Below are 23,087 nucleotides of genomic sequence, written 5' to 3' on the forward strand. Positions count from 1 at the left end.
CTAATAGCAACGCGGTGACCACGGCCACCGGTTTTTCAATTATTGTGATGAAGATGCGAGATTTTAACCTATGAGTGAAGCTGCGAGAAACGCAGAACTTGCGCGCCTGTGGCGCAGCGCGGCTTTTGTGCTGTCGGCGGCGCGTTTGCCGGACCTGCCGCGCGGTGGTCGTGAGGTCGCCTTTGCCGGACGTTCCAATGCTGGAAAGTCGAGCGCGCTGAACGCGCTAACCGGGCAGAACAGTTTGGCCCGGACCAGTAAAACACCCGGACGCACACAGCTGATTAACCTGTTCACGCTGGGCGAGGTTGGCCATCTGGCTGATCTGCCTGGTTACGGTTTCGCTGCAGCGCCTAAGGCCATCAAGGTGCAATGGGTCAATTTGATCGAGCGCTATTTCGGTCATCGTGATGAGTTGGCCGCAGTCGTGCTCATCGTGGATATCCGGCGTGGTCTGGGGGAGCTCGACCAGCAGCTGCTCAACTGGGTTACGCCGCGCTTTCTGCCGGTGCATGTGTTGCTGACCAAAGCCGACAAGCTCAGCCGCAATGCGGCAAAGCAAGCGCTATTTCAGATAGAGCGAGAGCTCAAAGCGCAAAACCCGCTGTATACCGCGCAGCTGTTCTCGGCCACCGCGAAACAGGGGGTGGATGAGGCGCGGGCGCGCATTTCAGACCTGCTGCGCGGCGAGGTTGCCGCTTCGTGACATTCAAAGTGGCGGTGACGGGCCAGCGGCGCCGCGAGATCCTGGCTTTGGCGTTGCCGATCATCGGCGGCATGACCTCGCAGAACATTCTCAATCTGGTCGATACAGCCATGGTCGGCCGGCTTGGTGCGGAAGCCTTGGCTGGCGTTGGCATGGTCAGCTTTCTGGCATTCCTGTCGGTGGCTGCGGTGACCGGGATGTCGTCGGCGGTTCAGGCCTTGGCAGCACGCAGGGTGGGTGCCGGGGATTCGCGTAACAGCGCGGTTTCGCTCAACGGCGGGCTGCTGGTTGCGCTGGTTTACGGGATTCCGGTGAGTATTCTGCTGTGGTTTGCGGCAGCGCCGATCGTTGCGGCCCTGCTCAGCGATGCCAACGCGGCCCGGGAGGGCGCGCAGTATTTCGAGATGCGGGTGCTGGCGATCATCTTCGTGGGCATGAACTTCGCGTTTCGCGGTTTCTGGAGTGCGGTCGGTCAGACCCGCCTGTACATGCGCACCCTGGTGATCATGCATGTCATCAACGTGTTCCTGAATTACGCGCTGATTTTCGGGCATTTCGGCTTTCCCGCGCTGGGCACTCAGGGCGCCGGGCTGGGCACAGCGATCAGCATGATGATCGGCACCGGCATCTACTTTTACCTGGCTTTGCGGCATGCCCGCAGCAGCGGCTTTCTCGAGCGCATGCCCTCGCGCGAGCAGATGGCCGGGTTGCTGCGTCTGGGCTTGCCGGCATCAATACAGCAGGTGCTATTTGCCGGTGGCTTCGCCGTGTTGTTCTGGATCATTGGCCAGGTTGGTGTGCGCGAGTTGGCGGTGGCCAATGTGCTGATCAACATCACCCTGGTGGCGATATTGCCGGGCATGGGTTTCGGTATGGCTGCGGCCACGCTGTCGGGTCAAGCGCTGGGGCGCGAGGACCCGGATGATGCCTACCGCTGGGCCTGGGATGTCAGCCGGGTCGGCAGCATTGTGTTCATCGGCCTGGGCCTGCTGATGCTGGTACCAACCCGTCACGTGCTGGCCCTGTTTCTGGCCGACCCCAGCCTGGTTGAGCTGGGCGTGTGGCCGCTGCGCTTGGTCGGCATCGGTATTCTTATCGATGGCATCGGGCTGATCCTGATGCAGGCCCTGCTGGGGGTTGGCGCCAGTGGTGTTGTGATGGTTGTCGGCGTCGGCATGCAGTGGCTGGTGTTCCTGCCACTGGCCTATCTGCTGGGACCGGTGCTGGGTCACGGCCTGCTCGACATCTGGCTGGCCATGAACGTGTATCGTGCCCTTCAGGCGGGCATCTTTGCATGGGTGTGGCAACGCCGCCGCTGGCAGCACATCCAGATCTGAGCGCGCCACCCAACTGTTCATAGGACGAACGTTACGGCAATGGAACTCCTGCTTAACCGACTGGCTGATCAGGTCGCGCAGTCTTACGATTTGGAAAGCCTGACCCGGCCTATGCTCGAGTTGCTTGAAACAGTGACCGGGCTGCAGTCGACCTATCTTACGACCATCGATGAGCATCGCGGGGTGCAGCACATTCTGTACGCGCGCAACAGCCACGCTTTGCAGATTCCGGAAGGTCTCTCGGTGCCATGGGGCGACACCTTGTGCAAACGCGCGCTGGACCAGGGGCAGCCTTATGCCAGCGACGTGGCCAGCCGTTGGGGCGATTCTGATGCGGCCCGCACGTTGGGTATAAAAACCTATGTGAGTCAGCCCGTTCACACGGCCGACGGCACCCTTTACGGAACACTGTGCGCAGCCAGTGGTGACTGTGTAAACGTGATGCCTGCAACACTCAATGTGCTGGCCCTTTTTGCTCGTTTGATTGCCCAGCAGATTGAGCGTGAGGCGCTGCTTGAGCGCCTGCGCCAAAGCAATCAGGAATTGAGCTCGCGCGCGACCACCGACACCCTGACCGGCGTGGCCAACCGGCGTGGTTTGTATGAAGCCTTAGGCCGGATGCTGGCGCATGCGCGCCGTGAGAGCGTGGTTGTTCAGTTGGCGTTCATTGACCTGGATGGTTTCAAGCCGATCAACGATCAGTTCGGCCATGCGGTTGGTGATCGTTTTCTCGTGCATATCGCCAGCCGTCTGCTCGCAAGCGTGCGCGCCAGTGATGTGGTGGGCCGCTATGGCGGCGATGAGTTTGTGGTGATCGCGATCGGTGATCAGCCCGAAGAACTGGCTCAGCGTCTGGAACAGGCCATTCAAGGCATATTCATGGACGGTGAGATCGTGCTCGATTACCCAGGCGCGAGTATCGGTGTGGTGAGCGCGTCGCCTGATGAAGGCGACGCAGAGGCGTTGATCCGTCGCGCTGATCAAGTCATGTATCAGATGAAGACGCGGCGCAAGGCAGCCCGCGCCTGAAGAATCAGACCGGTAGTGGCCCTGTGCGCATCAGGTTGCGATTGAGTGCATCGGCCAGCTGTATGCGCGCTCGCGCGATGATGTCGTCCATGGCTGGCGAGCGCGCGAACATGGCTTCGGCCTTGCTGCGCATTTCATCCAGGCTGGGCAGTTCCGGCAGATGCAGCTGGTCGAGTGACTCGCGGCCTTCAACCACCGCCTGATCGATGGCCAGCGACAGGCGCTGGCGGAATTCGTCCCAGGCTACGCGTCCACGGGCACTCTCTTCTTCCCAGCGCAGGCGCAGATCTTTGACCATGCTGTCGATGCAGAACGTCTGGGCCAGGCGGCCGGCGATACGTTCCTGGATTTCCGGTGAAATCTTGCGCTGCCCATCGCGCACATGCGCCGGCGGTTCCTTGAGGTCATGCACCAGGCCCAGCACCTGCAGGCCTTTGAGCAGGTAGTAGGTGATGTCGACTTCCCACCAGTAAAAGCCCTGGCGCACAGAGGCCATGTAGTAATGGTGGTTGTTGTGCCAGCCTTCGCCCAGGGTGAGCAGGGCCAGCCACCAGTTGTTGCGTGAGTCGTCCCCGGTCAGGTAACGCTGCTTGCCGTAGACGTGAGCCAGCGAGTTGATGGCGAAAGTGGCATGCCACAGCAGCACCGTTGAGAGGCAGAAGCCGATGACCAGACCGGACCAGCCGGCGACCATCCAGATGGCCACGCCAAACAGCGCACCGGGCAACCAGTGGTATTTGTCGAGCCAGACCAGTTCCGGGTAGCGGGTCAGATCAGGCACGTTGCTGTAGTCGCTGTGCTGAGCCTTTTGGTTGAAGATCCAGCCCAGATGGGCAAACCAGAAACCGTACTCGCGCGGCGAATGCACATCCTTGGGGGTGTCTACGAACTTGTGGTGATCACGGTGCTTGGAGGCCCACCAGATCAGCCCGCTTTGCAGTGAGCTCTGCGCGATGAAGCCGAGAATGAACTGGAACACACGGCTGGTTTTGTATGCCCGGTGGGCAAAGTAGCGGTGATATCCGGCCGTGATGCCGAACATGCGCAACCAGAAAAAGCCCAGGCAGATCGCGATATCGACAGGATTAACGCCCGTCAGAAACACTGCGAAACAGGCCACATGCATGGCAATGAACAGCGAGAACATGGGCAGGCTGGAAGGGTCAACGGAGCGTTTAAGGCGTTCAGTCATTGGATTCCGCGGTGGTCACAGGTTTTGGCGCGCAGCCGAAGCGATGATTATACGATTGTATATTTGAAGCTTCCGTGAAGCCTCGCGCAATCGCGCATAATCACCCGGATCATGACACACGAAGACCACATCAAAGCCTTTCTGGCGCGCGACTTTCCGCAGTTCAACGGTGAAGTGCTCAATGCCGGCCCGAGCCTGTCGCGCATCCGTATCGACATCGGTGATGCTCACCTGCGCCCCGGTGGGACGGTGTCCGGACCCACCCTGATGGCCGCTGCCGACGCGGCGCTGTATGTCGCGGTGCTAGCTGCCGTGGGCATTATCCCGCTGGCTGTCACCACCAATCTGAACATCAACTTCCTGCGCAAGCCGGCTGCCGATTGTGCGGTCATCGCCGAGGCGCGTCCGCTCAAGGTTGGCAAGAGCCTGTTTTACGGCGAGGTCTCGCTGTATTCCGAGGGTTTCGAGCAGCCGGTGGCCCATGCCACCGGAACGTACTCGATTCCGCCGCGGTCGGATACCGGCAGCTAGCCGTGTTCGCGGGTCGCCTCGAACCGCACGTCGGGATGGCGATCGATGGCCATATCCAGATTGACCCGGCTGCTTGAGAGGTAGACCAGCGCGCCGGAGTGGTCTTCGGCGAGCTTTTCCTGCTGCTTGTCCTTGAACTGACGCAAGGCTTTGTCGTCCTTGGCATAGCACCAGCGGGCGGTGTGGATCTGCGCATTCTCGAACACGCAATCAACCCGATATTCATCCTTCAGGCGGTTCTGCACCACGTCGAACTGCAGCACACCCACGGCGCCCAGGATCACATCGTTGCCCATCAGCGGCCGAAACACCTGGGTGGCGCCCTCCTCGCACAGCTGATCCAGACCCTTGTTCAAAGCTTTGGCCTTGAGCGGGTCCTTGAGCACCACACGACGGAACAGTTCCGGGGCAAAGTTGGGTACCCCGGAGAAGCGCAGGTTCTCGCCTTCGGAGAAGCTGTCACCGATGGCGATGGTGCCGTGGTTGTGCAGACCGATGATGTCACCGGGGTAGGCGGTTTCCGCGGCATCGCGTTCGGAGGCGAGGAAGGTCACGGCATCGGAAATGCGCACCGATTTGCCCTGCCGCACGCTGTACAGCTGCATGCCCTTCTTGTACTGCCCGGAGCACACCCGCATGAAGGCGATGCGGTCACGGTGATTCGGATCCATATTGGCCTGGATCTTAAAGACAAAGCCGGTCAGCTTGGGGTCATCGCAGGGCACTGGGCGGGTGTCGGCTTCGCGCGGCTGCGGCTCCGGCGCCCATTCCACAAAGCCATTGAGCAGTTCGCGAACGCCGAAATTGCTGATCGCGGAGCCGAAGAACACCGGGGTCAGGCGGCCGGCGCGGTATTCCTCCAGATCAAACGGGGTGCCGGCTTCCTTGATCAGTTCAACTTCATCCATGAAGGTGGCGTAGGGTTCGCCCAGCTTGGCTTCGATGCCATCGGCGTGCAGCCCCTCAACCGTTTCGATCTCGGAAATCTTGTCGCCCTTGCCGCTGTACAGGTAATAGCGATCTTCAAGCAGGTGGTAGACGCCCTTGAAGGCGCGCCCGATGCCGATCGGCCAGGTGATGGGCGCGCAGCGGATGTTGAGCACCTCCTCGATTTCATCGAGCAGGGCCATCGGTTCCTGACCTTCGCGGTCGAGCTTGTTGACGAAGCTGACAATCGGCGTGGTGCGCAGGCGACACACTTCCATCAGCTTGATGGTGCGGGTTTCCACGCCCTTGGCGGCGTCGATCACCATCAGCGCGGAGTCCACTGCGGTCAGCGTGCGGTAGGTGTCCTCGGAGAAGTCCTCGTGGCCCGGGGTGTCGAGCAGGTTGACGATGCGCTCCTTGTAGGGGAACTGCATCACCGAGGTGGTGACCGAAATCCCGCGCTCCTGCTCCATCTTCATCCAGTCCGAGGTGGCGTGGCGGGCCGCTTTGCGCCCTTTCACCGTGCCGGCAAGCTGGATGGCACCGCCGAACAGCAAGAGCTTTTCGGTCAGGGTGGTTTTCCCCGCATCGGGGTGGGAAATGATGGCGAAGGTGCGACGTTTGGCCGCTTCTTGCGCGATGTTGGCCGGCATGAGTCTAGGCAACGAGGAAAACCGCCCATTCTACGTGAGTTGGTGCGGCGCCGAACGAGCCGGGCATTCGGCGCTACAACGCACGCCAGGCTTGTATCAGCAAAACGCTGCCGATGCCGAGCAGCAGCGCGGCACCCAGCCGATTCATCGTGCGCTGGAACCCGCGGCTTTCGATCAAGCCACTGGCGCGCCCCGCCAGCCACGCATAGCTCAGCTTGACGCTGCAAATGGCCAGGGTGGCGGCGAGCAAGATCAGCAACACATCGCGGCTGCCCAGCTGCGACAGGTCGGTGAATGCGGGCAGCAGAGCCATATAGAAGAGCACCGCTTTTGGGTCGGCCAGGGTCATCAGAAACCCGCTCAGGATGCTGGACGCGCCGCGGGCGGGTGTTCTGTCCGTGGTCGCCGGGTGCGCCGTGGGCTCGGCGCGCAAGCTGACCAGACCGAGCCCGACCAGAAACAGGCCGCCGAGCAGCTTGAGCCAGGTGGTCAGGCCCTGAATCCACCCGTCCAGGGCCGCGACTGAGGTGATCGCGACCATAATCAATAGCGCATCGGCGATGACGATCCCCGCGACCATCCACACGGCCTGTCGAAAGCCGGCCGATACCGCGCGTGCCACAACCGCGAGGTCGCTGGGGCCTGGGACCACCGCAAGCACAAACAATGCGCTGAACAATGCGATGGTGGTGTCCGCGTTCATGTGCGCTCAGTCGGTCAAAGGAGCTGGCTCAACACCGCATGGCTTGCGCCAGTGCGGATTACAGCTTCAGCACCATGTGGATGTCATCGACGCAAACCCGGCCAAAGCGAAACTGATCGGGGGTGGTGCCGATGGTCTGGAATCCCATGCGCTGATAAAGCGCGATCGCCGGGCGGTTGTTGCCAAAAACCCACAATTCGACCCACTCCAGGCCGACTTGCTGACGGGCGAAGTCGAGCGCTTGCTGCATCAGTCGGCGCCCGACGCCGGCGCCCCGGTGGCTGGCCTCGATACCGATGCCCAGCGTGCAGCGGTGGCGGGCGGTGCGCAGACGATCGCCACGCAGATCGAGGTGACCGACGATGCGCCCGTCGGGCGCCTGGGCCACGAACCAGCGCTGCCAGCCGGGCTCATCCAGAGGCTGCTCCAGTGCCGCTAAGTCGGCGCCGCGCGGCCCTTGGTCGCTGTCCGCAAGATAGGGCATGAAGTGGATGCCATCACGGCCGGACTCGGCCTTGTGGCGGGCAAAGTGCGCGCTCAGAGCCGCCTGGTCGTGCAGGCTCATGGCGCGCACGGTGCAGGTCGCTGTCACCCCTTGGCGTTCAGCCATGTCACCGCTTGCTCGCGCGCTTCGGCGTGGGCCGGTTGTGTGCTGAGGTTCGCAAAATCAAACAGTTGCGTATCCGCCAGCTGTGAGGGCGCGACGTTCTGCAGGGCTTTGAAAATCTGCTGGGTGCGCCCAGGATGGTTGCGTTCCCATTCGTCCATCATGCGCCGGACCTGAACCCGCTGCAGATTGTCCTGCGAGCCGCACAGATTGCACGGAATGATCGGGTACTCGTGGATGGCGGCGTAATGCGCGATATCGCTTTCGCGGGTGTAGGCCAGCGGCCGGATCACCACGTTGCGTGCGTCGTTGGAGCGCAGTTTGGGCGGCATGGCGGCCAGCCGTGCGCCGAAAAACAGATTCAGGAACAGGGTTTCGACGATGTCGTCCATGTGGTGACCCAGCGCGATCTTGGTAAAGCCTTCGGCTTCGGCATAGCTGTACAGCGCGCCGCGGCGCAGGCGCGAGCACAGGCCACACTGGGTTTTCCCTTCCGGCACCACGCGCTCGACCACGCTGTAGGTGTCCTGTTCAAGGATGTGGAAGGGAATGCCGCGCCCGCTCAGATAATCCGGCAGAACGTGCTCGGGAAAGCCGGGCTGTTTCTGATCCAGATTGACCGCGACCAGCTCGAAGTGCACCGGGGCGCTGGCCTGCAGATTGAGCAGGATGTCGAGCATGGTGTAGCTGTCCTTGCCGCCCGACAGGCAGACCATGATCTTGTCGCCCTCTTCGATCATGTTGTAGTCGGCGATGGCCTGACCGACCTGACGGCGCAGGCGTTTGGCCAGCTTGTTCTCTTCCAGCTTGACCCGACGGGGATCTGTGGCGGCTTGGGACATCGCGAAGAAACGCTCGAAAAAAGCCTATTTTACGGCGTTTGCGAGCATGCTGCCGAGGGTCGGCGTGGCTACGCCAGCATGATCATGGCGGCGGTGGCCAGCAGCATGGCACAGACCGTAACGTTGAAAACACGCCGTGCGCGGGGTGTGGTCAGCAGTCTGAGCATCACCACCCCGAACATGGCCCACAGCAGTACGCAGGGAAAGGCGATGGCGCAGAACAGCGCGATACCGAAGGCGGCGTCGCTCAGCCCGACCTGCCCCAGCGTGGTGGCCACGGCCAGGCCCATCATCCAGACCTTGGGGTTGATGACCTGAAACACCGCAGCCTGGCGCCAGGTTAACGGCTGTGCGCCGGCCGCGCTGGTGTTCTGCTGGCCCGGCGTCTGTTGCGCCAGGGTCAGGCGCCAGGCGAGATAGCACAGGTAGCCGGCACCGGCGAACTTGAGCAGATTGAGCAATGGCGCCCAGGCCAGCATCAGTGCGCCGAGACCGACCACGTTGAGGGTCACCATGCTCAGCGTGCCGGCCAGCACCCCGCCCAGATGCGGCAGCGTGCGACGCAGGCCGAAGCGGGCCGAGGACGCCAGCAGCATCAGATTGTTGGGGCCAGGGGTGATAGCCGAGCTGAAGGCCAGCAGGCTCAGAGCCTGCCAGGCGAAGCCGGATTCAAGTGCACTGTTCATGGCGCGCAATTTAGGTCAGCACACAAAACCAGTACAGGTACAATAAAACTGAATTTTGACCAGTACAGAACATGGATGCGGCTTACCAGCGCATAGCCGATGACATCGCCCGCCTCATCAACAGCGGGCACATCGCAGCCGGCAGTCAGCTGCCTTCGGTGCGTGAGCTTGCGGCGCAGCGTGGTGTCAGTGCGACCACCGCGGTGAGCGCGCTGCGCGTGCTGGAACAGCGTCAGCTGGCCGAGGCGCGTCCGCGCCTTGGTTATTTCGCACGGCGAGCGCCCGCGCCCATGGCCGAACCGCAGTTTCGCCCACCTCAGTCGCACAGCCGTGCCGTGCGCATCAGCGATGTCATTACCCAGATGTTTCCTGGTGAAGCGCCGTCGCCGCCACGCGCGGCCCCGCTGGGCGCCGCCCTGCCGGACCCGGAGCTGCTGCCGATCCAGGCTTTGCAGAAAGCCACCGCACGACTGGCGCGCACCAGGCCGCAGCTGCTTAGCGGCTACGGTCCGCTGGATGGCTCGCTGCGCCTGCGCCGCTGGCTGGTGGCGCATTACCTGCGCTGCGAAACGGTGCTCGATCCATCCGAGTTACTGATCACCAACGGGGGTATGGAAGCGCTGGAGTTGGCACTGGGCGCGGTGTGCCAGTCCGGTGACAGCGTGGCCGTCGAATCACCCTGCTATTTCGGCTTTCTGCAGGTTCTGGAAACGCTCAAACTCAAGGCTTGCGAGGTTCGCACACACCCGCGCAGCGGTCTCTCGGTCGAGGCTCTGGCCGAGGTGCTGCAAGCACCGGGCGGCGAGCGCATCAAAGCCTGTCTGCTATGTCCCACAGTGAGCAATCCGTTGGGCGCAACCCTGCCCGATGCCGACAAGCAAGCCCTGGTTGCGCTGTGCCAGCGGTATGGCGTTGCGCTGGTCGAGGACGATCTGTACGGCGATCTGCATTACGCGGCGCAGCGGCCACGACCGTTGCGCCATTTTGACGCCCGCGCCGAAGTTATCGTGTGCGGCTCGTTCTCCAAAACCCTGGCGCCGGGTGCTCGGGTGGGCTACATCGCTGCCGGGCACCATGTCGAGCGCGTCCGTGCGCTGAAATTCGCCACCTCGGTGAGCACCGCACCGCTATTGCAGGCGGCTCTGGCCGAGGTGCTTGAAGGCGCCGTGTACGTGCGTCACATGCGCCGCCTGCGGCAGGCCTGCCAGGATCAGGTCGAGCAGGTGATGGGTTGCATAACCGAGCACTTTCCGCCTGAAACACGGGTGGTTCAGCCCAGCGGCGGTTTTCTGCTCTGGCTACAGCTGCCGGCGGGCAGCAACAGCCTGGAGATCTACCGGGCTGCGATCAGCGAGGGTCTGGAGTTCGCGCCGGGTGCTTTGTTCAGTGCCAGTGGCCAGGGTTTTGCCGATTCATTGCGGCTAAACTGCGGCCATCGCATCACGCCGGCCATGCAGGCGGCAGTGGCCCGTCTGGGTGCGCTGTGCCGCCAGCATCTGGCGCAGTCTCAGTCGGCCAGCCACTCGCCTTGAGCCGCTCGTCGCAGTGACAGACTGACGCGCTCGACGCCGCTGCTCTGTTTGACCTGCTTGAGAATCTCGTTGTCCAGGCCATGGCGTGGCGTGGCCCACAAGTAGGGGGCTGTGCAGCTGTCGGCGATGCGCCAGCGGGCCAGGTTCAAGGCATCCTCAAGCACCACGGCCTGTTGCGGGTCGGCACAGGCTTTGAGCGCCGGGGCGTTGGCGGCGGCCACCGCCTGAAAGTGGCCGTTCGCGTTGTGCACGGCCCGCAGTGGGCCCTCGCTTTGAGCCGGTTCACCCACATCCCAGCTCCAGATCAGGGCTTGCATGCGGCCATCAAACGGCAGCAGATGATCGAGCGAAGGCATGTTGATATTGCAGCGGGCCATCTCGGTCACTTCGGCGATATTGGCCTGTCGGTCCACCCCGGTCAGTGCACCGACCAGCGTGCCGTCTTCGTAGTAACGCACCCATTTGGTGTCCAGATCGGTGAGGCTGAAGCCGCAGGCCTGCGGCGCCTGGATGCCGATATAAGAGCCACCACCGCGCTGGGTGTGAGTGCCCTGGGTGCTGAAGACCAGATTGGCGCCCTCGGCCGTGCCGTAGTTGCAGTCGCCGTAAATGATCAGCTGTTTGCCGGCGGCGCGCACCTCGGTCACGCTGACATCCAGCGGTTGGCCTTGTTCACAGGTGTGCGGGGTGTCGATGCCGGGACGAAACAGCCGTTCGCCGACCGTGGCTTCGATGTCGGCCGAGGCGGCGGCGTATTTGCCATCGCCCAGATACTCATCAAACGGTTCGCTGAAGCGGGTTTCCAGGCCGATGATCACCACCTCTTGCGGGTTGGCATCAAGCCAGCCGCGCAGTTCGCTCAGCTCCTCGCGGAAGCTGCGCTCATAGGTGCAACCCAGATGCTGAACGTTGCCATGGCATACCGTGGGCCGAAAGCCGCCATCGATGAGCGAGGGCATCCAGTGCACATCAATTTCCAGGCCGCGCACGTCCATGCGCAGCTGGTCGACGATGACATAGCGCTGGTTGGCATCCGAGCCGGACAGGGTCGGTGGGGTGTTGGCGGCGGTGGCGTTGTAGCTGTTGTGGGTCGACACGTACAGGGTATGCCGCAGTGGCAGAGATGCCGCCAGTTCGCGCTGCAGGCGATGTGCGGTGTGCAAGACCGAGGCCTGATACTCCTGGATCACGCTGTCCGCGATCAGGCTTTCGGACATCAAACTGCACAGCTCGGGCGGCGCGCCCGGCAGCTGGCGGCAATACGCCGCGGCGCCGGACACCAGGGTATCGGCAATCTTGCAGAAGCTGCGGGTCTGATCGCCGAACAGGGCCTGGCCGTCGCGGTAGCAGGCGTGGACCAGGGCATACAGATTGCCGTTCAGGGTCTGACAAGCCGCTGAGCCGGTGGCGCCATCACACTGCGTGGCCAGCTCGGCGGTGGCTTTGCCCAGCTCGGTGCACAGTGGCGCCAGTGCATCCGGCAGCCCGGCGGTGCAAACCTGATCCAGGGTCACCAAAGGCATGTCCTGAGTCGCACCGGGTGTGCTGCTGGGTGAGGGTTGGGGCGAAGGCGTGGGTGATGCGCTGGGTTGCGGGCTTGGGCCGGCGCTGGGGCTTGCACTCGGGCTTGCGCTTGGGCTCACGCCGGGGCTGGCCGTGGGCGATGCGCTCGGCTGCGCTGTCGGACTGGCGCTGGGCGTGGGTTGTGCGCTGGCCTGCGGTGTTGGGGTCGCGCCGCGCGTGGCGTCAGTGATGTGCGTGCTGGTGTCGCCACAAGCGCCAAGCAGGCTTGTCAGCAAGACCAGCACGACGGCTGGCAAGCGCGTGCCACGGCTCGACCGGCCTTCGGTCAGGCAGTTCAGGTGGGGCATGTGTCGTCCTCAATATCATTTTGTTTTTATGCGTTCGCCGTGCTCCGCAACGCTTTTCAGCGCCGGAACATCCAGGCGGTAGATGCGCGGCCAGTTTTTGCCGGTCACCCACAATTCTTTTCGCCCAGCATGCCATGCCATGCCATTGAGCACATCCGCGTGATCCGGGCGGATCGCTTGCGGCCACAGGCCGCCAAGGTCAAGCCAGGCATCGACACAGCCGCTATCCGGATCAATCCGCGCGATGCGTTCGCTGAACCAGATGTTGGCCAGCAGGTGCCCGTTGGCCCACTCCAGCTCGTTGAGCCGGGCGATCGGGCGTTCGCCCTCGCGCACGTTCAGCTGGCCCATGGGCTGGAAATCCGCGCTGTGGTGAAAATGCAGCGTGGCGCTGCCATCGCTGCGGATGAAACGCTGGCCATCATGAGCCAGGCCCCAGCCCTGGCCGCTGTAGCGCAGGGTTTTTTCCAGAGCCAGTGGTTGCAGGGTGTAAACGCGCAGCTGACCGGCTTTCCAGCTGAGCTGCCACAAGCGCTGGTTGTGCAGGGCCAGGCCCTCGCCAAACAGGCGCTTCGGCAGATTCAGGTGTTCACGCCCGCCGGGCTGATGCAGGATGATCTGCGAGCGTCCGTACAGGCCGGTGCTCTCGGCCAGCACAGTGTCGACGAACACCAGCCCCTGGGTGAAGTAACGCCCGTCGCGGGCGGTGTGATCAATAACGGTGTAGGCCAGGCTGCTTGCGGGCGGGCAGCTTTGCGCCTGGGCCGGGCTGATCAGCATCAGCCCGATCACGGCCAGTACAAGCCGCCCCGGCACGGATTCAGCCCTGTTCGGTCAGATAGTCGCGGATTTTCTGCGCGCTGTGTTCAAAGCCGTCGCCGACTTTGTCGAGCAGCATTTTTTCGATGCGTTTGCCGACCAGCGGGATGCGCGCCTCGACCTCGCCGTGACCTTGCAGGGTCGAAGTGCCATCGCCGTTATCGCGCAGGCTTAGACGGGTCAGAATGTGCCCGGGCAGACCCTGAAGCTCCAGGTGCAGTTCGCCGGTGTACGGCGTCGCCGACCGGTCCCAGAACTGCGTTTGCACGATCGTGACGCGATCACCGGTGAATTTGCGGGCAAAACTCGGAACCCGGTCGGTGCCGGCATGGCGGACCACGCGGCTTTCGAAACGCGTCGGCGAGTCTTCGCGAATCTCGATCTCGTAGTGCTCCACACCGGCTTCGTCGTAACGGTAGTGCAGATAGGTTTCGCTGGCGATGGCCGCAATCACCGCGTCGGCCGGTGCCGGCAAAGTGCTGTTCCGCTCAAAACGCTGCATGACGTTCCTCGGCTTCCATGCGGCGCAAACGCGCCCACAGGAACAGCGGCAGGGCGCAGGACAGACCAACAAAACAGTTGAGCAATACCCACAGCCACGGTTTGCGCATGCCCAGCCGGGCCGATTCGCTGAAAACGAACAGCCAGAACACCAGGGAGGCCCAGGCCAGATCAGTGAATGCCGCGCCACTGCCCACATTGGCGTAGAGCGCCTGTAACCAGTATTGCGGCTGAGGCAACGGCTCGCCGCCAAACACCCCGGCCAAGGCCAGCATGGGCAGTGCCGCGCCCGCTATGGCGAGCAAAAAATAGACGTTCTTCATGAATCTCCCCCGTGTGTCGCCGGATTATCCCGCGCCGACCCGGGGGATGCCAGCCGTGTGTTACGAGGCGCGTTGAACCTTGCCCCGGCGCAGGTGGATCAGCAGCAGCGAGATGGCAGCCGGGGTCAGACCCTCCAGACGCGACGCCTGGCCGATGCTCAGCGGTCGGGCTTTGCTCAGCTTGTGGGCAACTTCCTTGGACAGGCCCTGCACCGCGTCGTAGTCCATGTCTGCCGGAATGGCGGTGTTTTCCAGCGATTTGAGGCGCTCGATCTCGGCATCCTGGCGTTCGATGTAGCCGGAGTAAGTGGCTTCGATGTCGATCTGTTCGGCGACCTGATCGTCGTGATGACCCGCACCCAGGCGTTCGATGCGATGCAGCGCGCGGTAGCTCACACCGGGCCGGCGCAGCAGATCGAAAGCCATGTATTCGTGACGCAACGGCTCGCCAAACAGATCGGCGGCCAGATCGGCATCCACATCCTGCGGCTGGATGCAGGTCTTGTGCATGCGCTCAAGCTCCTGGTGCACGCCCTGCTGCTTGGCTTCGAACGCGTGCCAGCGGGCGTCATCGACCAGCCCCATGCTGCGGGCGATCGGGGTCAGGCGCTGATCCGCATTGTCTTCGCGCAAGCGCAACCGGTACTCGGCGCGGCTGGTGAACATGCGGTACGGCTCGGCCACACCGCGGGTGATCAGATCATCGACCAGCACACCCAGGTAGGCCTCATCACGACGCGGATGCCAGGCGGTCTCACCGCGTACCGCACGGGCCGCGTTCAGCCCGGCCAGCAGGCCTTGCGCCGCGGCTTCCTCGTAACCGGTGGTGCCGTTGATCTGGCCGGCGAAATACAGGCCCGGCATGTGGCGGGTTTCCAGCGAGTAATTCAGATCGCGCGGATCGAAATAGTCGTACTCGATGGCGTAACCGGGGCGCGTGATGTGGGCCTGCTCGAAACCGGCGATGGAGCGCACGAATTCGACCTGCACATCAAACGGCAGCGAGGTGGAAATGCCGTTGGGGTAGACCTCGTGGGTGTTCAGGCCTTCGGGCTCGATGAAGATCTGATGGCGGTCCTTGTCGGCGAAACGCACGATCTTGTCTTCCACCGAGGGGCAATAGCGCGGTCCCACGCCCTCGATCTTGCCCGAATACATGGGTGAACGATCCAGCCCGCTACGAATGATGTCGTGGGTTTTCTCGCTGGTGTAGGTGATATGGCAGGACACCTGGGGCGGATGGTCGGCCTGTGAACCCATGAAGGAAAATACCGGGCGCGGCTGATCGCCGGGTTGTTCCTCCAATTGTGAGAAATCGATGCTGCGTGCATCGATGCGCGGCGGCGTGCCGGTTTTCAGGCGGCCGACCCGGAATGGCAGCGCGCGCAGACGCTCGGACAATAGATTGGATGGCGGATCGCCGGCCCGACCGCCCTGGTAGTTGGACAGACCGATGTGGATGCGTCCGCCCAAAAAGGTGCCCACGGTGAGCACCACCGCGTGGGCACGCAGCGGCAAGCCCATCTCGGTCATGACACCGGCGGCGCGGCCATTTTCGACGATCAGGTCAGCACAGCTTTGCTGGAACAGGGTCAGGTTCGGCTGGTTTTCCAGGGCCTGACGCACAAATGCGCGGTACAGCGCTCGGTCAGCCTGGGCGCGGGTCGCGCGAACAGCCGGGCCCTTGCGTGCATTCAGACGGCGGAACTGGATACCTGCAGCATCGGCGGCGCGCGCCATCAGGCCGCCCATGGCGTCGATTTCCTTGACCAGGTGGCTCTTGCCGATGCCACCGATGGCCGGGTTGCAACTCATCTGGCCCAGGGTTTCGATGCTCTGGCTCAGCAGCAGGGTGCGCGCACCACTGCGCGCAGCGGCCAGCGCGGCTTCGGTGCCGGCATGGCCACCGCCGACGACGATGACATCAAAGGTTTGCTGCAAATTCATGGGGCTGACCCCGGGCAAGGCGAACCCTTAATTATAGGTGATCAATTCTTGACCACCCAAATCTCAGTAACTGGCGTAGCCCAAAGCGCTTGCCACATCACGCAGATCTTTGTCGTAAGGCTCGACCATGTTGACGATGATGACCTGTTCTTTGCCCATCTCGCGTGCTTCGCGTGCAGCCCAACCCACGGCGTAGGCGGTGCGGATCGGCAAAATAAGCCCTTCATCGCGTGCAAAGCCCTTGAGTGCAGCCTGGGCATCACTGCTTGAGCCCTTGGCGTACTCCACCCGACCGCTGTCTTTGTACTTGGCATGCTCACGACGCACCGCCGGGTATTCGGAACCCTCAAGAATGGTCTCAGCTTGCTGCAGCTGAGAGGCGCTGAGCTGCACATTGCGTTTGAACGGGTCTTTATCACCACCCGAGTCTGCTTGCAGGGTGTCGCGGGCCTCGACCGCCACCAACCGGGTGCCGGATTGGTCAAGATAGGGATCAAAAAAGCCGAAGGCATCCGCTGTATTGCTGCCGCGGCTGACCAGCAGATCCGGCGTGCGCTTGAACATGGCCTGACTCTGGCTTCGAACCTCGCGCCCCAGCGCACTGATCAGCTGCTGGTTCAGTTCCGGGAAAGGTGCAGGGGCCGCATCAACGCCCATGACCAGGAAGTGATGGTCTTCACTGCGTATGCAATCGTCGACCGCCTCATCGCGCGCGGTTTGCCGGCCGTCGACACTCTCGATGCGCGCGCCAACGCAGCGCATGTGCAGGATGGCGGCGGAATTCTGCGTGGCCAGACGTTCGTTGACATAGACCACGGCACCCAGACCCAGACGAGCCGCCATCGAGGCCATCAACACACCGGTACGCAGGTTCTGACTACCGGTGACCACCACCTTGTAGCCGAGCAGGCGAGCCATAACCACCTGGCCGGTAACCGCCATGACCAGCTTGCTGCCGCTGCCCATCAGATCTTCGCGTTTCAGCGCGATTTGGGCGCCGCCGTTGCTGTCAGAGAAGCGCTGTGCATGCATCAGCGATGACGGGCGATTGAAGTTGCGCAGCAGCACGCGGTCCAGCGCCTGTACAAGGCTGGCCTTGCTGCTGAGTTCGCGATAGCGCTCTTCCAGATGCAGGAAGTAATCGCGAGAGGCTTGATCTTCGCCCAGACGACGTTGATGCCCGGCGTCACCGCGTTTGCTGATCAGTTCAGCGTCGACGCCCAGTTTGCTGGCCAGATCAGCAATCTGGATCAGCGCCGGGTGCTTCTTCTCGCCCTTGACCAGTCGATAAACCACCTGAGCTTCGCCCAGGAAAGCATCTTTACGTTTGAGCTGTGCGTGAACCCGGGCCAGGCGCAAACGCAGTTTCAGATCATCAGGGTTAAGCAGCAACTGCTCGCTGAGCATGCGCTCGAGTTCTTCAACCAGCGCATCTTGTCCGCCGATTTGATCATGTTGCATTGCCGTGCTCCTTCGGCCGGGTTCCTCTGGGGATACTAAACAATTTTACGGGCCTTATTGACGCGCATCCTGCACCGGTTGCAAGAGCCATTCCAGATCATCTTCGCCCAGCGCATTGTCCTCAGCCTGGAAAATCTGCTGCGACAAAGCACGCTTGCGCTCCTGCATGAGCTGGATACGTTCTTCCACGGTGTTCTCACAGATGAGTTTGTACACGAAGACCGGCTTGTCTTGCCCGATTCGGTGAGCACGGTCACTGGCCTGATTCTCCACCGCCGGGTTCCACCAGGGGTCATAGTGGATGACGGTATCGGCTGCGGTCAGGTTGAGGCCGGTCCCGCCAGCCTTGAGCGAGATCAGAAACAGCGGTGTCGTGCCTTGCTGGAAAGCATCGACAAGTTCCTGACGATTGCGCGTAGACCCGGTCAGCTTCAGGTACGGCAGCTTGCGCTGATTGAGCTCATCTTCGATCAGGGCGAGCATTTCGGTGAATTGCGAGAACACCAGAACACGGCGGCCTTGCGGAATCAGATCGCCAAGCATGTCCATCAGCGCCTGAAGTTTGGCGGACTCGCAGGCCTGGATGGCTTGTTCGAGCTTGACCAGGCGTGGGTCGCAGCAAATCTGGCGGAGCTTGAGCAAGGCATCCAGAATGACGATCTGGCTGCGCTCCAGGCCCTGTTGGTGGACGGCGTCGCGGATACGTTGCTCCATCGACAGGCGAATGGTCTCGTACAGTTCGGCCTGCTCGTCACCCAGAGTGACGGTACGCAGAATGTCGGATTTAGGCGGCAGTTCGGTCGCCACCTCTTCTTTGCGACGGCGCAGCAGAAAGGCTTGCACACGGCGGCTAAGCTGGGCTGAGCGCTTTTCGTCGGCGTGCTTTTCGATTGGCGTGCGGTAGAGCTGCTTGAAGCTGCGCGCGTCGCCAAGAAAACCCGGGGCCAGGAAATCGAACAGGCTCCACAGCTCACCCAGATGGTTTTCCATCGGCGTGCCGCTCAAGCACAGCCGCTGCTGGGCTTTGACACGTTTGACGCAGCCGGCGATCTTGGCGCGCGGGTTCTTGATGGCTTGAGCTTCGTCGAGCACGATCAAGCGCCAGCGCATGTGCTCCAGCGTTTTTTCGTCACGCAGCAAGGTGCCGTAGCTGGTAATGACCAGATCGGCGTCGCGCAGGCCATCGCCATGGCGTTCCTTGCCGTGCCACAGCAGCACTTTGAGATCCGGGGTAAAGCGGCGTGCTTCGGCGCGCCAGTTTCCGATTACGCTGGTTGGCGCCACGATCAGGCAGGTGCCGCGCGGTTCGCGAGTCTGCAGGGCGGCAATGTGGGCCAGCGTCTGCACGGTTTTGCCCAGACCCATGTCGTCGGCGAGCAGGCCACTGAAGCCGTGCCGATCAAGATTCTGCATCCAGGCCAGACCAGCCTGCTGGTAGCCCCGCAGCTCGCCGGTGAAGTTGGCCGGAATTTCGGCCTGAGGTGGTGCTTCGCTGAGGCTGCGGGCGAAGGCGCGCAGGTCATCCGGTGGGGTCCAGCTCCAGTCTTCGCTCCAGTGCTCCAGCCGTGCCAGGTCGAGCTTGTGCAGCTTGAGACTGCCGGCGCGGTTGAGGGGGTGTTCACGGAACAGTTCCACCAGGGTGTTGAGCACCCGTGCAATGCGCTCATGCGGCAAGCGCAACATGCGGCCACCGCCAAGGTCCACGATCAGCGGTTTGCCGTCGGCGGGCAGTACTTCGCTTGGGTCGTCTGCCTCACGCAGCAGTTTGACCAGCAGATCAAGCAGGTTGTGATTTTCGCCGTCGACCTTGAAACCGGCGGACAGCTCAAACCAGTCGTTGTCGCGACTGCGGGTCTGCAGCTGCCACTGCTCCGGCTCAATCAAGGCCAGGTCGAAGGAGTCGCGTTGTTCAATCTGCCAGTTCTGCTGTTCCAGCCTGGCCATGCGGTGATCAAGGAAATCCGCCCAGGCACTGGGTCCGTCGTAGGGGGTAAGGATGCGCTGCTGGTTGCTGTGCCCGTTGGGCAGGGCAACGTCGTGAAACTCGGTGAGCTCGGCGAGCAGGTCACGCTCTGCTTTGAGGTCGCGGCGAATGCGCAGCAGCTGATTGCCGTTCTTGCGCAGGACCACGTCCTCACCTTCGCCGGGGTTGAAACCAAAACCCTGGTAGCAGGCCTGCAGTCGCGCCACATAGATGTCCGGCACAAAGCCGTCACCGCGTTCGACCAGATCGTCGATGTGCATCAGCTCCAGGCGTGCTTGCGGCGTGCTGACGCTGACATCGCGGGCGCGTGGCAGCGCCGGGCGTGGCACACCGCTGAGCCCGCGTTGATCCAGCAGTTCGATGAACTCCTCAACCTGATGTGGCGCAATGCGCGGGGCCCGGTTGAGCAGCGGCAGGATGGCCGGGCTGAGGTCGGTGGTGATCGGGCCGGCTACATGCTTGCGCGTATCCAGGTAGCACGGGGGCTCCAGCGGCAATACCTTGATACCTGGTCCTATGCTCAGGGTCAGGCTCTGGCTACCGTCCTCGTGCAATTGCCATTGCGCTTCGGCCTCGCGGGGCTCGCCCTGGCGCAAGGCGCGGCGGCTGTTTTCCCAGTGACAATGGCCGCTTTTGACCAGATCTTCGAGCAGCGCGCCGGAGCCGGCATCGTGCAGGCGCGCGGTGTAGGGGCTTTCGTCGGCAAAGCCGCGCAGGCGATTGAACAGACCACGAATTTCGGCGTTCTGTATATGCCCGCGTTGCCAGCGTGCGTTGAGCGACATGGGTTTGCCGCCGTGGCCCATGCGCTGCACGCTGACGGCCAGATGTGGCTCGGGGTGTGAGGGCAACGTGCAATGAAAGCTCAGCCCGCCTGGTTCACGCTCAGTGCCGCGCTTGGCCGGTTTTTCGTCCTGGTGCAGTTCGAATAAATCGTCCACCCAGGCGCTGATGTCGGCACCCAAGGCCTCTTTGGGCGGACGTTCCAGTGCGGCCAGCAACAGGGCGACGGCATGTTTGCACTGGCTGCGGACCGAACAGGTGCAGCGCGACGAGAAGCGCCGTGCGTCCTCGCGCAGCTGCACTTGGGTGGAATAGGGCTGACGCACTTCGCCGCGCACACTGCCGCTGAGGATGTGGCCATTGTCGGCACTTTCCAAACGTAGCACCCGGCCTTCTTCGAAGTAGCCCAATCCGCGCCGGAAGGTGGCCGGGTCAAAGGCTTTGCGGATATCTGCGACGGTGTACTGCACGGCGCCCTTTCGGATAGACAATCTTTCAGATTACCAGCGTGCAAGGGCATCGTCACGGCACTTTTGTACCGCGCTCGGCACGGTTCCTGGTTGCCTCAGCCTGGCCTTTGATTTTAAAGACGTTTCAGGGCTTGCGCGGGCCCTGCTGTGGATCCAGCACGATCAGTAGCCGGTCGCGCCCGTCCGTTTGCTCTTCAACCCAGCCCTGCTGCTTCAGGCTGTGATAATCACGTGGCAGCCCGGTCACGTAGTTCACGAAGCTTGCTGCTGCATGCCACCACGCAGACAGATGCTGCGGTGGCGCAACGATGTCGACGCGGCCCTGCAGCGCGCGGCGCCATTCCATGGGATGCATGGGCGGCCGGCGTGTCTGCGCCGTGACGGCCAGATTCACGTCGATATCGGCCTGGCCATGCAGCAGCGGGACATCGCTGGCGTGCAGCGTGAGTGCCGGGTGCTCGGCAAAAAAGCCCGGGCCATGCACGCTGTACAGACTGAGCAAACCCATCATGCGGGCGGCGCCGCTGACCTGATTGGACAGCAGCCGTGGCAGTTCACTGATGAAGGCGCGGGTCGCGGTGAGGTTGAGACGTTCCACGTGGAGCGCTGCGCTGACCGCGCCGTGCTCTGGCTGGTCGCCCAGCCGGCCTTTGCTCAGCGCCAGACGCAGATCAAAATTCAGATTGTGGGTGATGCCGTACTGGGTGTAGTCCAGCGCCAGCGAGCAGCCTTGCCAATCCCATGGCGCGATGGCCAGCGTATCAAGCTCGGCTTCGAGCATCAGGCGATCGGCCGCCGCTGCTTGCAGCGCCAACTGATCGAGTGTCAGCCACAGGGTGTCGTCGCGTGTGAGCGTCAGGCGCGGGCTGGACAGGGTCAGATGGCCGGGGCGAATCTGCCCGGCCACGCCACCATGCTCGATCTGCCAGCGGTGTGTTCCGGAATCATAGCCATGCGCCGAGGCGTCCAGGGCCAGGGTGGCGCGCAGGGCCGGCGTGAGCCCGTCGCGCAAAGCTTGCTGGGCTCGCATGCGCAATGGCGGCAGGGCGGGGTCGAGTGGCAGCTGCGGCCAGCTCAGCGCGTAGTCGGCGCTGGCCAGGGCCACATCACCGCTCAGCAGCGCGCCCAGGCCGTGCCGTATAACGCCCTTGTAATCAAGAACATCGCAGCCTTTGCAAAAACTGTCCGCGAGTCGCAGGCGGCCCTGGCTGTGCGCGTTCAGCCAGCCGGCATCGAACTGCGAGGATTCGTCCTCGGCCAGCCCCGAGGCTTCGACCTGCGCCATCAGCACATCATGCAGCTGAGGGCTGAGCCGTGCTATCCAGGTGGTCGCGCCGAGCAGGACAAGCAGCGCAAGGCCCAGCAGGGTCAGCGCTGCACGCTTCAAAACGGGATTTTGCCGGTCCACATGTCCTTGTACATCACCCAGTCGCCCATGAAGCTTTTCCACGGGTATTTGAAGGTGGCGGGCTTGTTGTGCTCAAAGAAGAAATGGCCAACCCAGGCGCAGGCGTAGCCGAACACCAGGCCGCCCAGTATCCACAGCGGATTCATCTGCACCAGGGCCAGCGCCAAGCACAGCAGGCCGCCGGTGGAGCCCACAAAATGCAGGCGCCGGCAGGTCCGATTGCTGTGTTCTTCGAGGTAATACGGGTAGAACTCGGTGAACGTGTTGTATTCCTGACTCATCAGATGCGCTAACGTTCGAATGTCTGTGCAGTATAAGGAATCCACGTGGAGCCGAGAGATTCGCTCACACAAAATCTGAGCGCTGTGGGCTGGCGCGAATGGGTCGGCCTGCCCGGCCTGGGCATTGGCCAGATCAAGGCCAAGGTCGACACCGGTGCGCGCACCTCGGCTTTGCATGCGTTCTACACCGAGCGCTTGCGTCGCGACGGGCGCGATCTGGTGCGTTTTGGCGTGCACCCGGTCCAGGATGATGTCGAGACGGTCATCACTTGCGAGGCACCTTTGCTCGACACCCGCCAGGTCACCGACTCCGGTGGGCACAAGGAGCAGCGTTTCGTGATTGCCACCCCGTTGCGCCTGGGGGATGACGAATGGGAGATCGAAATGACCCTGACCGACCGTGATACGATGAAATTTCGCATGCTGCTCGGGCGCACGGCGATGGAGGGCAGACTCTTTGTCGTCCCCGGCTGCTCCTTTTTAACCGCCTAGGC

21 protein-coding genes are annotated in these 23,087 nt (G+C 62.6%); 6 read left to right on the forward strand and 15 right to left on the reverse strand.

Going from position 1 to position 23,087, the window contains the following annotated elements; all coding sequences use genetic code 11:
* Positions 1 to 70 precede the first annotated feature (70 nt).
* From yihA to ATO7_RS17185, 3 genes are read left to right on the forward strand one after another with little or no spacing between them, the layout of a single operon-like run.
* Positions 71 to 706 carry a ribosome biogenesis GTP-binding protein YihA/YsxC gene (gene yihA / locus ATO7_RS06880; RefSeq protein ID WP_083560786.1) on the forward strand — a complete coding sequence of 212 codons (636 nt, stop codon included), beginning with the start codon at positions 71 to 73 and terminating at the stop codon, positions 704 to 706.
* A complete protein-coding gene (locus ATO7_RS06885) occupies positions 703 to 2,043 on the forward strand; it encodes an MATE family efflux transporter (RefSeq protein WP_206044814.1) in 1,341 nt (446 codons plus the stop codon). The genes yihA and ATO7_RS06885 overlap by 4 nt, the downstream gene beginning before the upstream one ends.
* Before the next feature lie 39 nt (positions 2,044 to 2,082).
* On the forward strand, positions 2,083 to 3,072 hold the full coding sequence (locus tag ATO7_RS17185) for a sensor domain-containing diguanylate cyclase (protein ID WP_083560788.1): 990 nt from the start codon (positions 2,083 to 2,085) through the stop codon (positions 3,070 to 3,072).
* Between the two features lie 4 nt (positions 3,073 to 3,076).
* On the opposite strand, the gene ATO7_RS06895 is transcribed toward ATO7_RS17185, so the two are convergent.
* Entirely contained in the window at positions 3,077 to 4,264 is a 1,188-nt protein-coding gene (locus ATO7_RS06895) for an acyl-CoA desaturase (RefSeq protein ID WP_206044815.1), read from the reverse strand.
* A gap of 111 nt (positions 4,265 to 4,375) precedes the next feature.
* On the opposite strand from ATO7_RS06895, the gene ATO7_RS06900 reads away from it, so the two are divergent.
* Entirely contained in the window at positions 4,376 to 4,795 is a 420-nt protein-coding gene (locus tag ATO7_RS06900; RefSeq protein WP_083560793.1) for a PaaI family thioesterase, read from the forward strand.
* Here the strand turns inward: ATO7_RS06900 and ATO7_RS06905 are convergent.
* The 5 genes from ATO7_RS06905 to ATO7_RS06925 all read right to left on the reverse strand — a co-directional run bounded on the left by ATO7_RS06905 (position 4,792) and on the right by ATO7_RS06925 (position 9,213).
* Entirely contained in the window at positions 4,792 to 6,375 is a 1,584-nt protein-coding gene (locus ATO7_RS06905; protein ID WP_083560795.1) for a peptide chain release factor 3, read from the reverse strand. The genes ATO7_RS06900 and ATO7_RS06905 overlap by 4 nt on opposite strands.
* Positions 6,376 to 6,448: 73 nt before the next feature.
* Positions 6,449 to 7,078, reverse strand: a complete 630-nt coding sequence (locus ATO7_RS06910) for a LysE family translocator (RefSeq protein ID WP_083560797.1) — start codon at positions 7,076 to 7,078, stop codon at positions 6,449 to 6,451.
* A gap of 58 nt (positions 7,079 to 7,136) precedes the next feature.
* Positions 7,137 to 7,688 (reverse strand): GNAT family N-acetyltransferase, encoded by a 552-nt coding sequence (locus ATO7_RS06915; protein WP_083560799.1) that lies wholly within the window; start codon positions 7,686 to 7,688, stop codon positions 7,137 to 7,139.
* Complete coding sequence (ttcA, locus tag ATO7_RS06920; RefSeq protein ID WP_083560801.1) at positions 7,667 to 8,527, reverse strand: tRNA 2-thiocytidine(32) synthetase TtcA; 861 nt, start codon at positions 8,525 to 8,527, stop codon at positions 7,667 to 7,669. Before ttcA ends, ATO7_RS06915 begins: the two co-directional genes overlap by 22 nt.
* A gap of 68 nt (positions 8,528 to 8,595) precedes the next feature.
* On the reverse strand, positions 8,596 to 9,213 hold the full coding sequence (locus tag ATO7_RS06925) for a LysE family translocator (RefSeq protein ID WP_083560803.1): 618 nt from the start codon (positions 9,211 to 9,213) through the stop codon (positions 8,596 to 8,598).
* A gap of 71 nt (positions 9,214 to 9,284) precedes the next feature.
* On the opposite strand from ATO7_RS06925, the gene ATO7_RS06930 reads away from it, so the two are divergent.
* Positions 9,285 to 10,745 carry an aminotransferase-like domain-containing protein gene (locus ATO7_RS06930; RefSeq protein ID WP_083560805.1) on the forward strand — a complete coding sequence of 487 codons (1,461 nt, stop codon included), beginning with the start codon at positions 9,285 to 9,287 and terminating at the stop codon, positions 10,743 to 10,745.
* Here the strand turns inward: ATO7_RS06930 and ATO7_RS06935 are convergent.
* From ATO7_RS06935 to ATO7_RS06980, 9 genes are all read right to left on the reverse strand, one after another.
* A complete protein-coding gene (locus ATO7_RS06935) occupies positions 10,721 to 12,616 on the reverse strand; it encodes a hypothetical protein (RefSeq protein WP_158523081.1) in 1,896 nt (631 codons plus the stop codon). The genes ATO7_RS06930 and ATO7_RS06935 overlap by 25 nt on opposite strands.
* Before the next feature lie 15 nt (positions 12,617 to 12,631).
* Positions 12,632 to 13,432: a glutaminyl-peptide cyclotransferase gene (locus ATO7_RS06945; RefSeq protein ID WP_083560809.1), complete on the reverse strand. Its 801-nt coding sequence runs from the start codon at positions 13,430 to 13,432 to the stop codon at positions 12,632 to 12,634.
* A 4-nt stretch (positions 13,433 to 13,436) separates the two neighbouring features.
* Positions 13,437 to 13,937, reverse strand: a complete 501-nt coding sequence (locus tag ATO7_RS06950) for a DUF2505 domain-containing protein (protein ID WP_083560811.1) — start codon at positions 13,935 to 13,937, stop codon at positions 13,437 to 13,439.
* Positions 13,924 to 14,259, reverse strand: coding sequence for a DUF2834 domain-containing protein (locus ATO7_RS06955; RefSeq protein ID WP_083560813.1), 336 nt, complete (start codon positions 14,257 to 14,259; stop codon positions 13,924 to 13,926). The genes ATO7_RS06950 and ATO7_RS06955 overlap by 14 nt, the downstream gene beginning before the upstream one ends.
* 60 nt (positions 14,260 to 14,319) lie before the next feature.
* Positions 14,320 to 16,206: a tRNA uridine-5-carboxymethylaminomethyl(34) synthesis enzyme MnmG gene (mnmG, locus tag ATO7_RS06960; RefSeq protein ID WP_083560816.1), complete on the reverse strand. Its 1,887-nt coding sequence runs from the start codon at positions 16,204 to 16,206 to the stop codon at positions 14,320 to 14,322.
* 63 nt (positions 16,207 to 16,269) lie between these two features.
* Positions 16,270 to 17,667 (reverse strand): pyridoxal-phosphate dependent enzyme, encoded by a 1,398-nt coding sequence (locus ATO7_RS06965; RefSeq protein WP_083560818.1) that lies wholly within the window; start codon positions 17,665 to 17,667, stop codon positions 16,270 to 16,272.
* Positions 17,668 to 17,721: 54 nt separating this feature from the next.
* Positions 17,722 to 20,904 (reverse strand): DEAD/DEAH box helicase, encoded by a 3,183-nt coding sequence (locus tag ATO7_RS06970; RefSeq protein WP_083560820.1) that lies wholly within the window; start codon positions 20,902 to 20,904, stop codon positions 17,722 to 17,724.
* A 124-nt stretch (positions 20,905 to 21,028) separates the two neighbouring features.
* Positions 21,029 to 22,354 (reverse strand): hypothetical protein, encoded by a 1,326-nt coding sequence (locus ATO7_RS06975; protein WP_158523082.1) that lies wholly within the window; start codon positions 22,352 to 22,354, stop codon positions 21,029 to 21,031.
* Entirely contained in the window at positions 22,288 to 22,593 is a 306-nt protein-coding gene (locus ATO7_RS06980; RefSeq protein WP_083560824.1) for a DUF962 domain-containing protein, read from the reverse strand. The genes ATO7_RS06975 and ATO7_RS06980 overlap by 67 nt, the downstream gene beginning before the upstream one ends.
* An 84-nt stretch (positions 22,594 to 22,677) precedes the next feature.
* Here ATO7_RS06980 and ATO7_RS06985 point away from each other — a divergent pair, with 84 nt between their 5' ends.
* Entirely contained in the window at positions 22,678 to 23,085 is a 408-nt protein-coding gene (locus tag ATO7_RS06985) for an ATP-dependent zinc protease family protein (protein ID WP_407938455.1), read from the forward strand.
* Positions 23,086 to 23,087 lie beyond the last annotated feature (2 nt).

The sequence above is a fragment of the Oceanococcus atlanticus genome (assembly GCF_002088235.1).
Classification (GTDB): domain Bacteria; phylum Pseudomonadota; class Gammaproteobacteria; order Nevskiales; family Oceanococcaceae; genus Oceanococcus; species Oceanococcus atlanticus.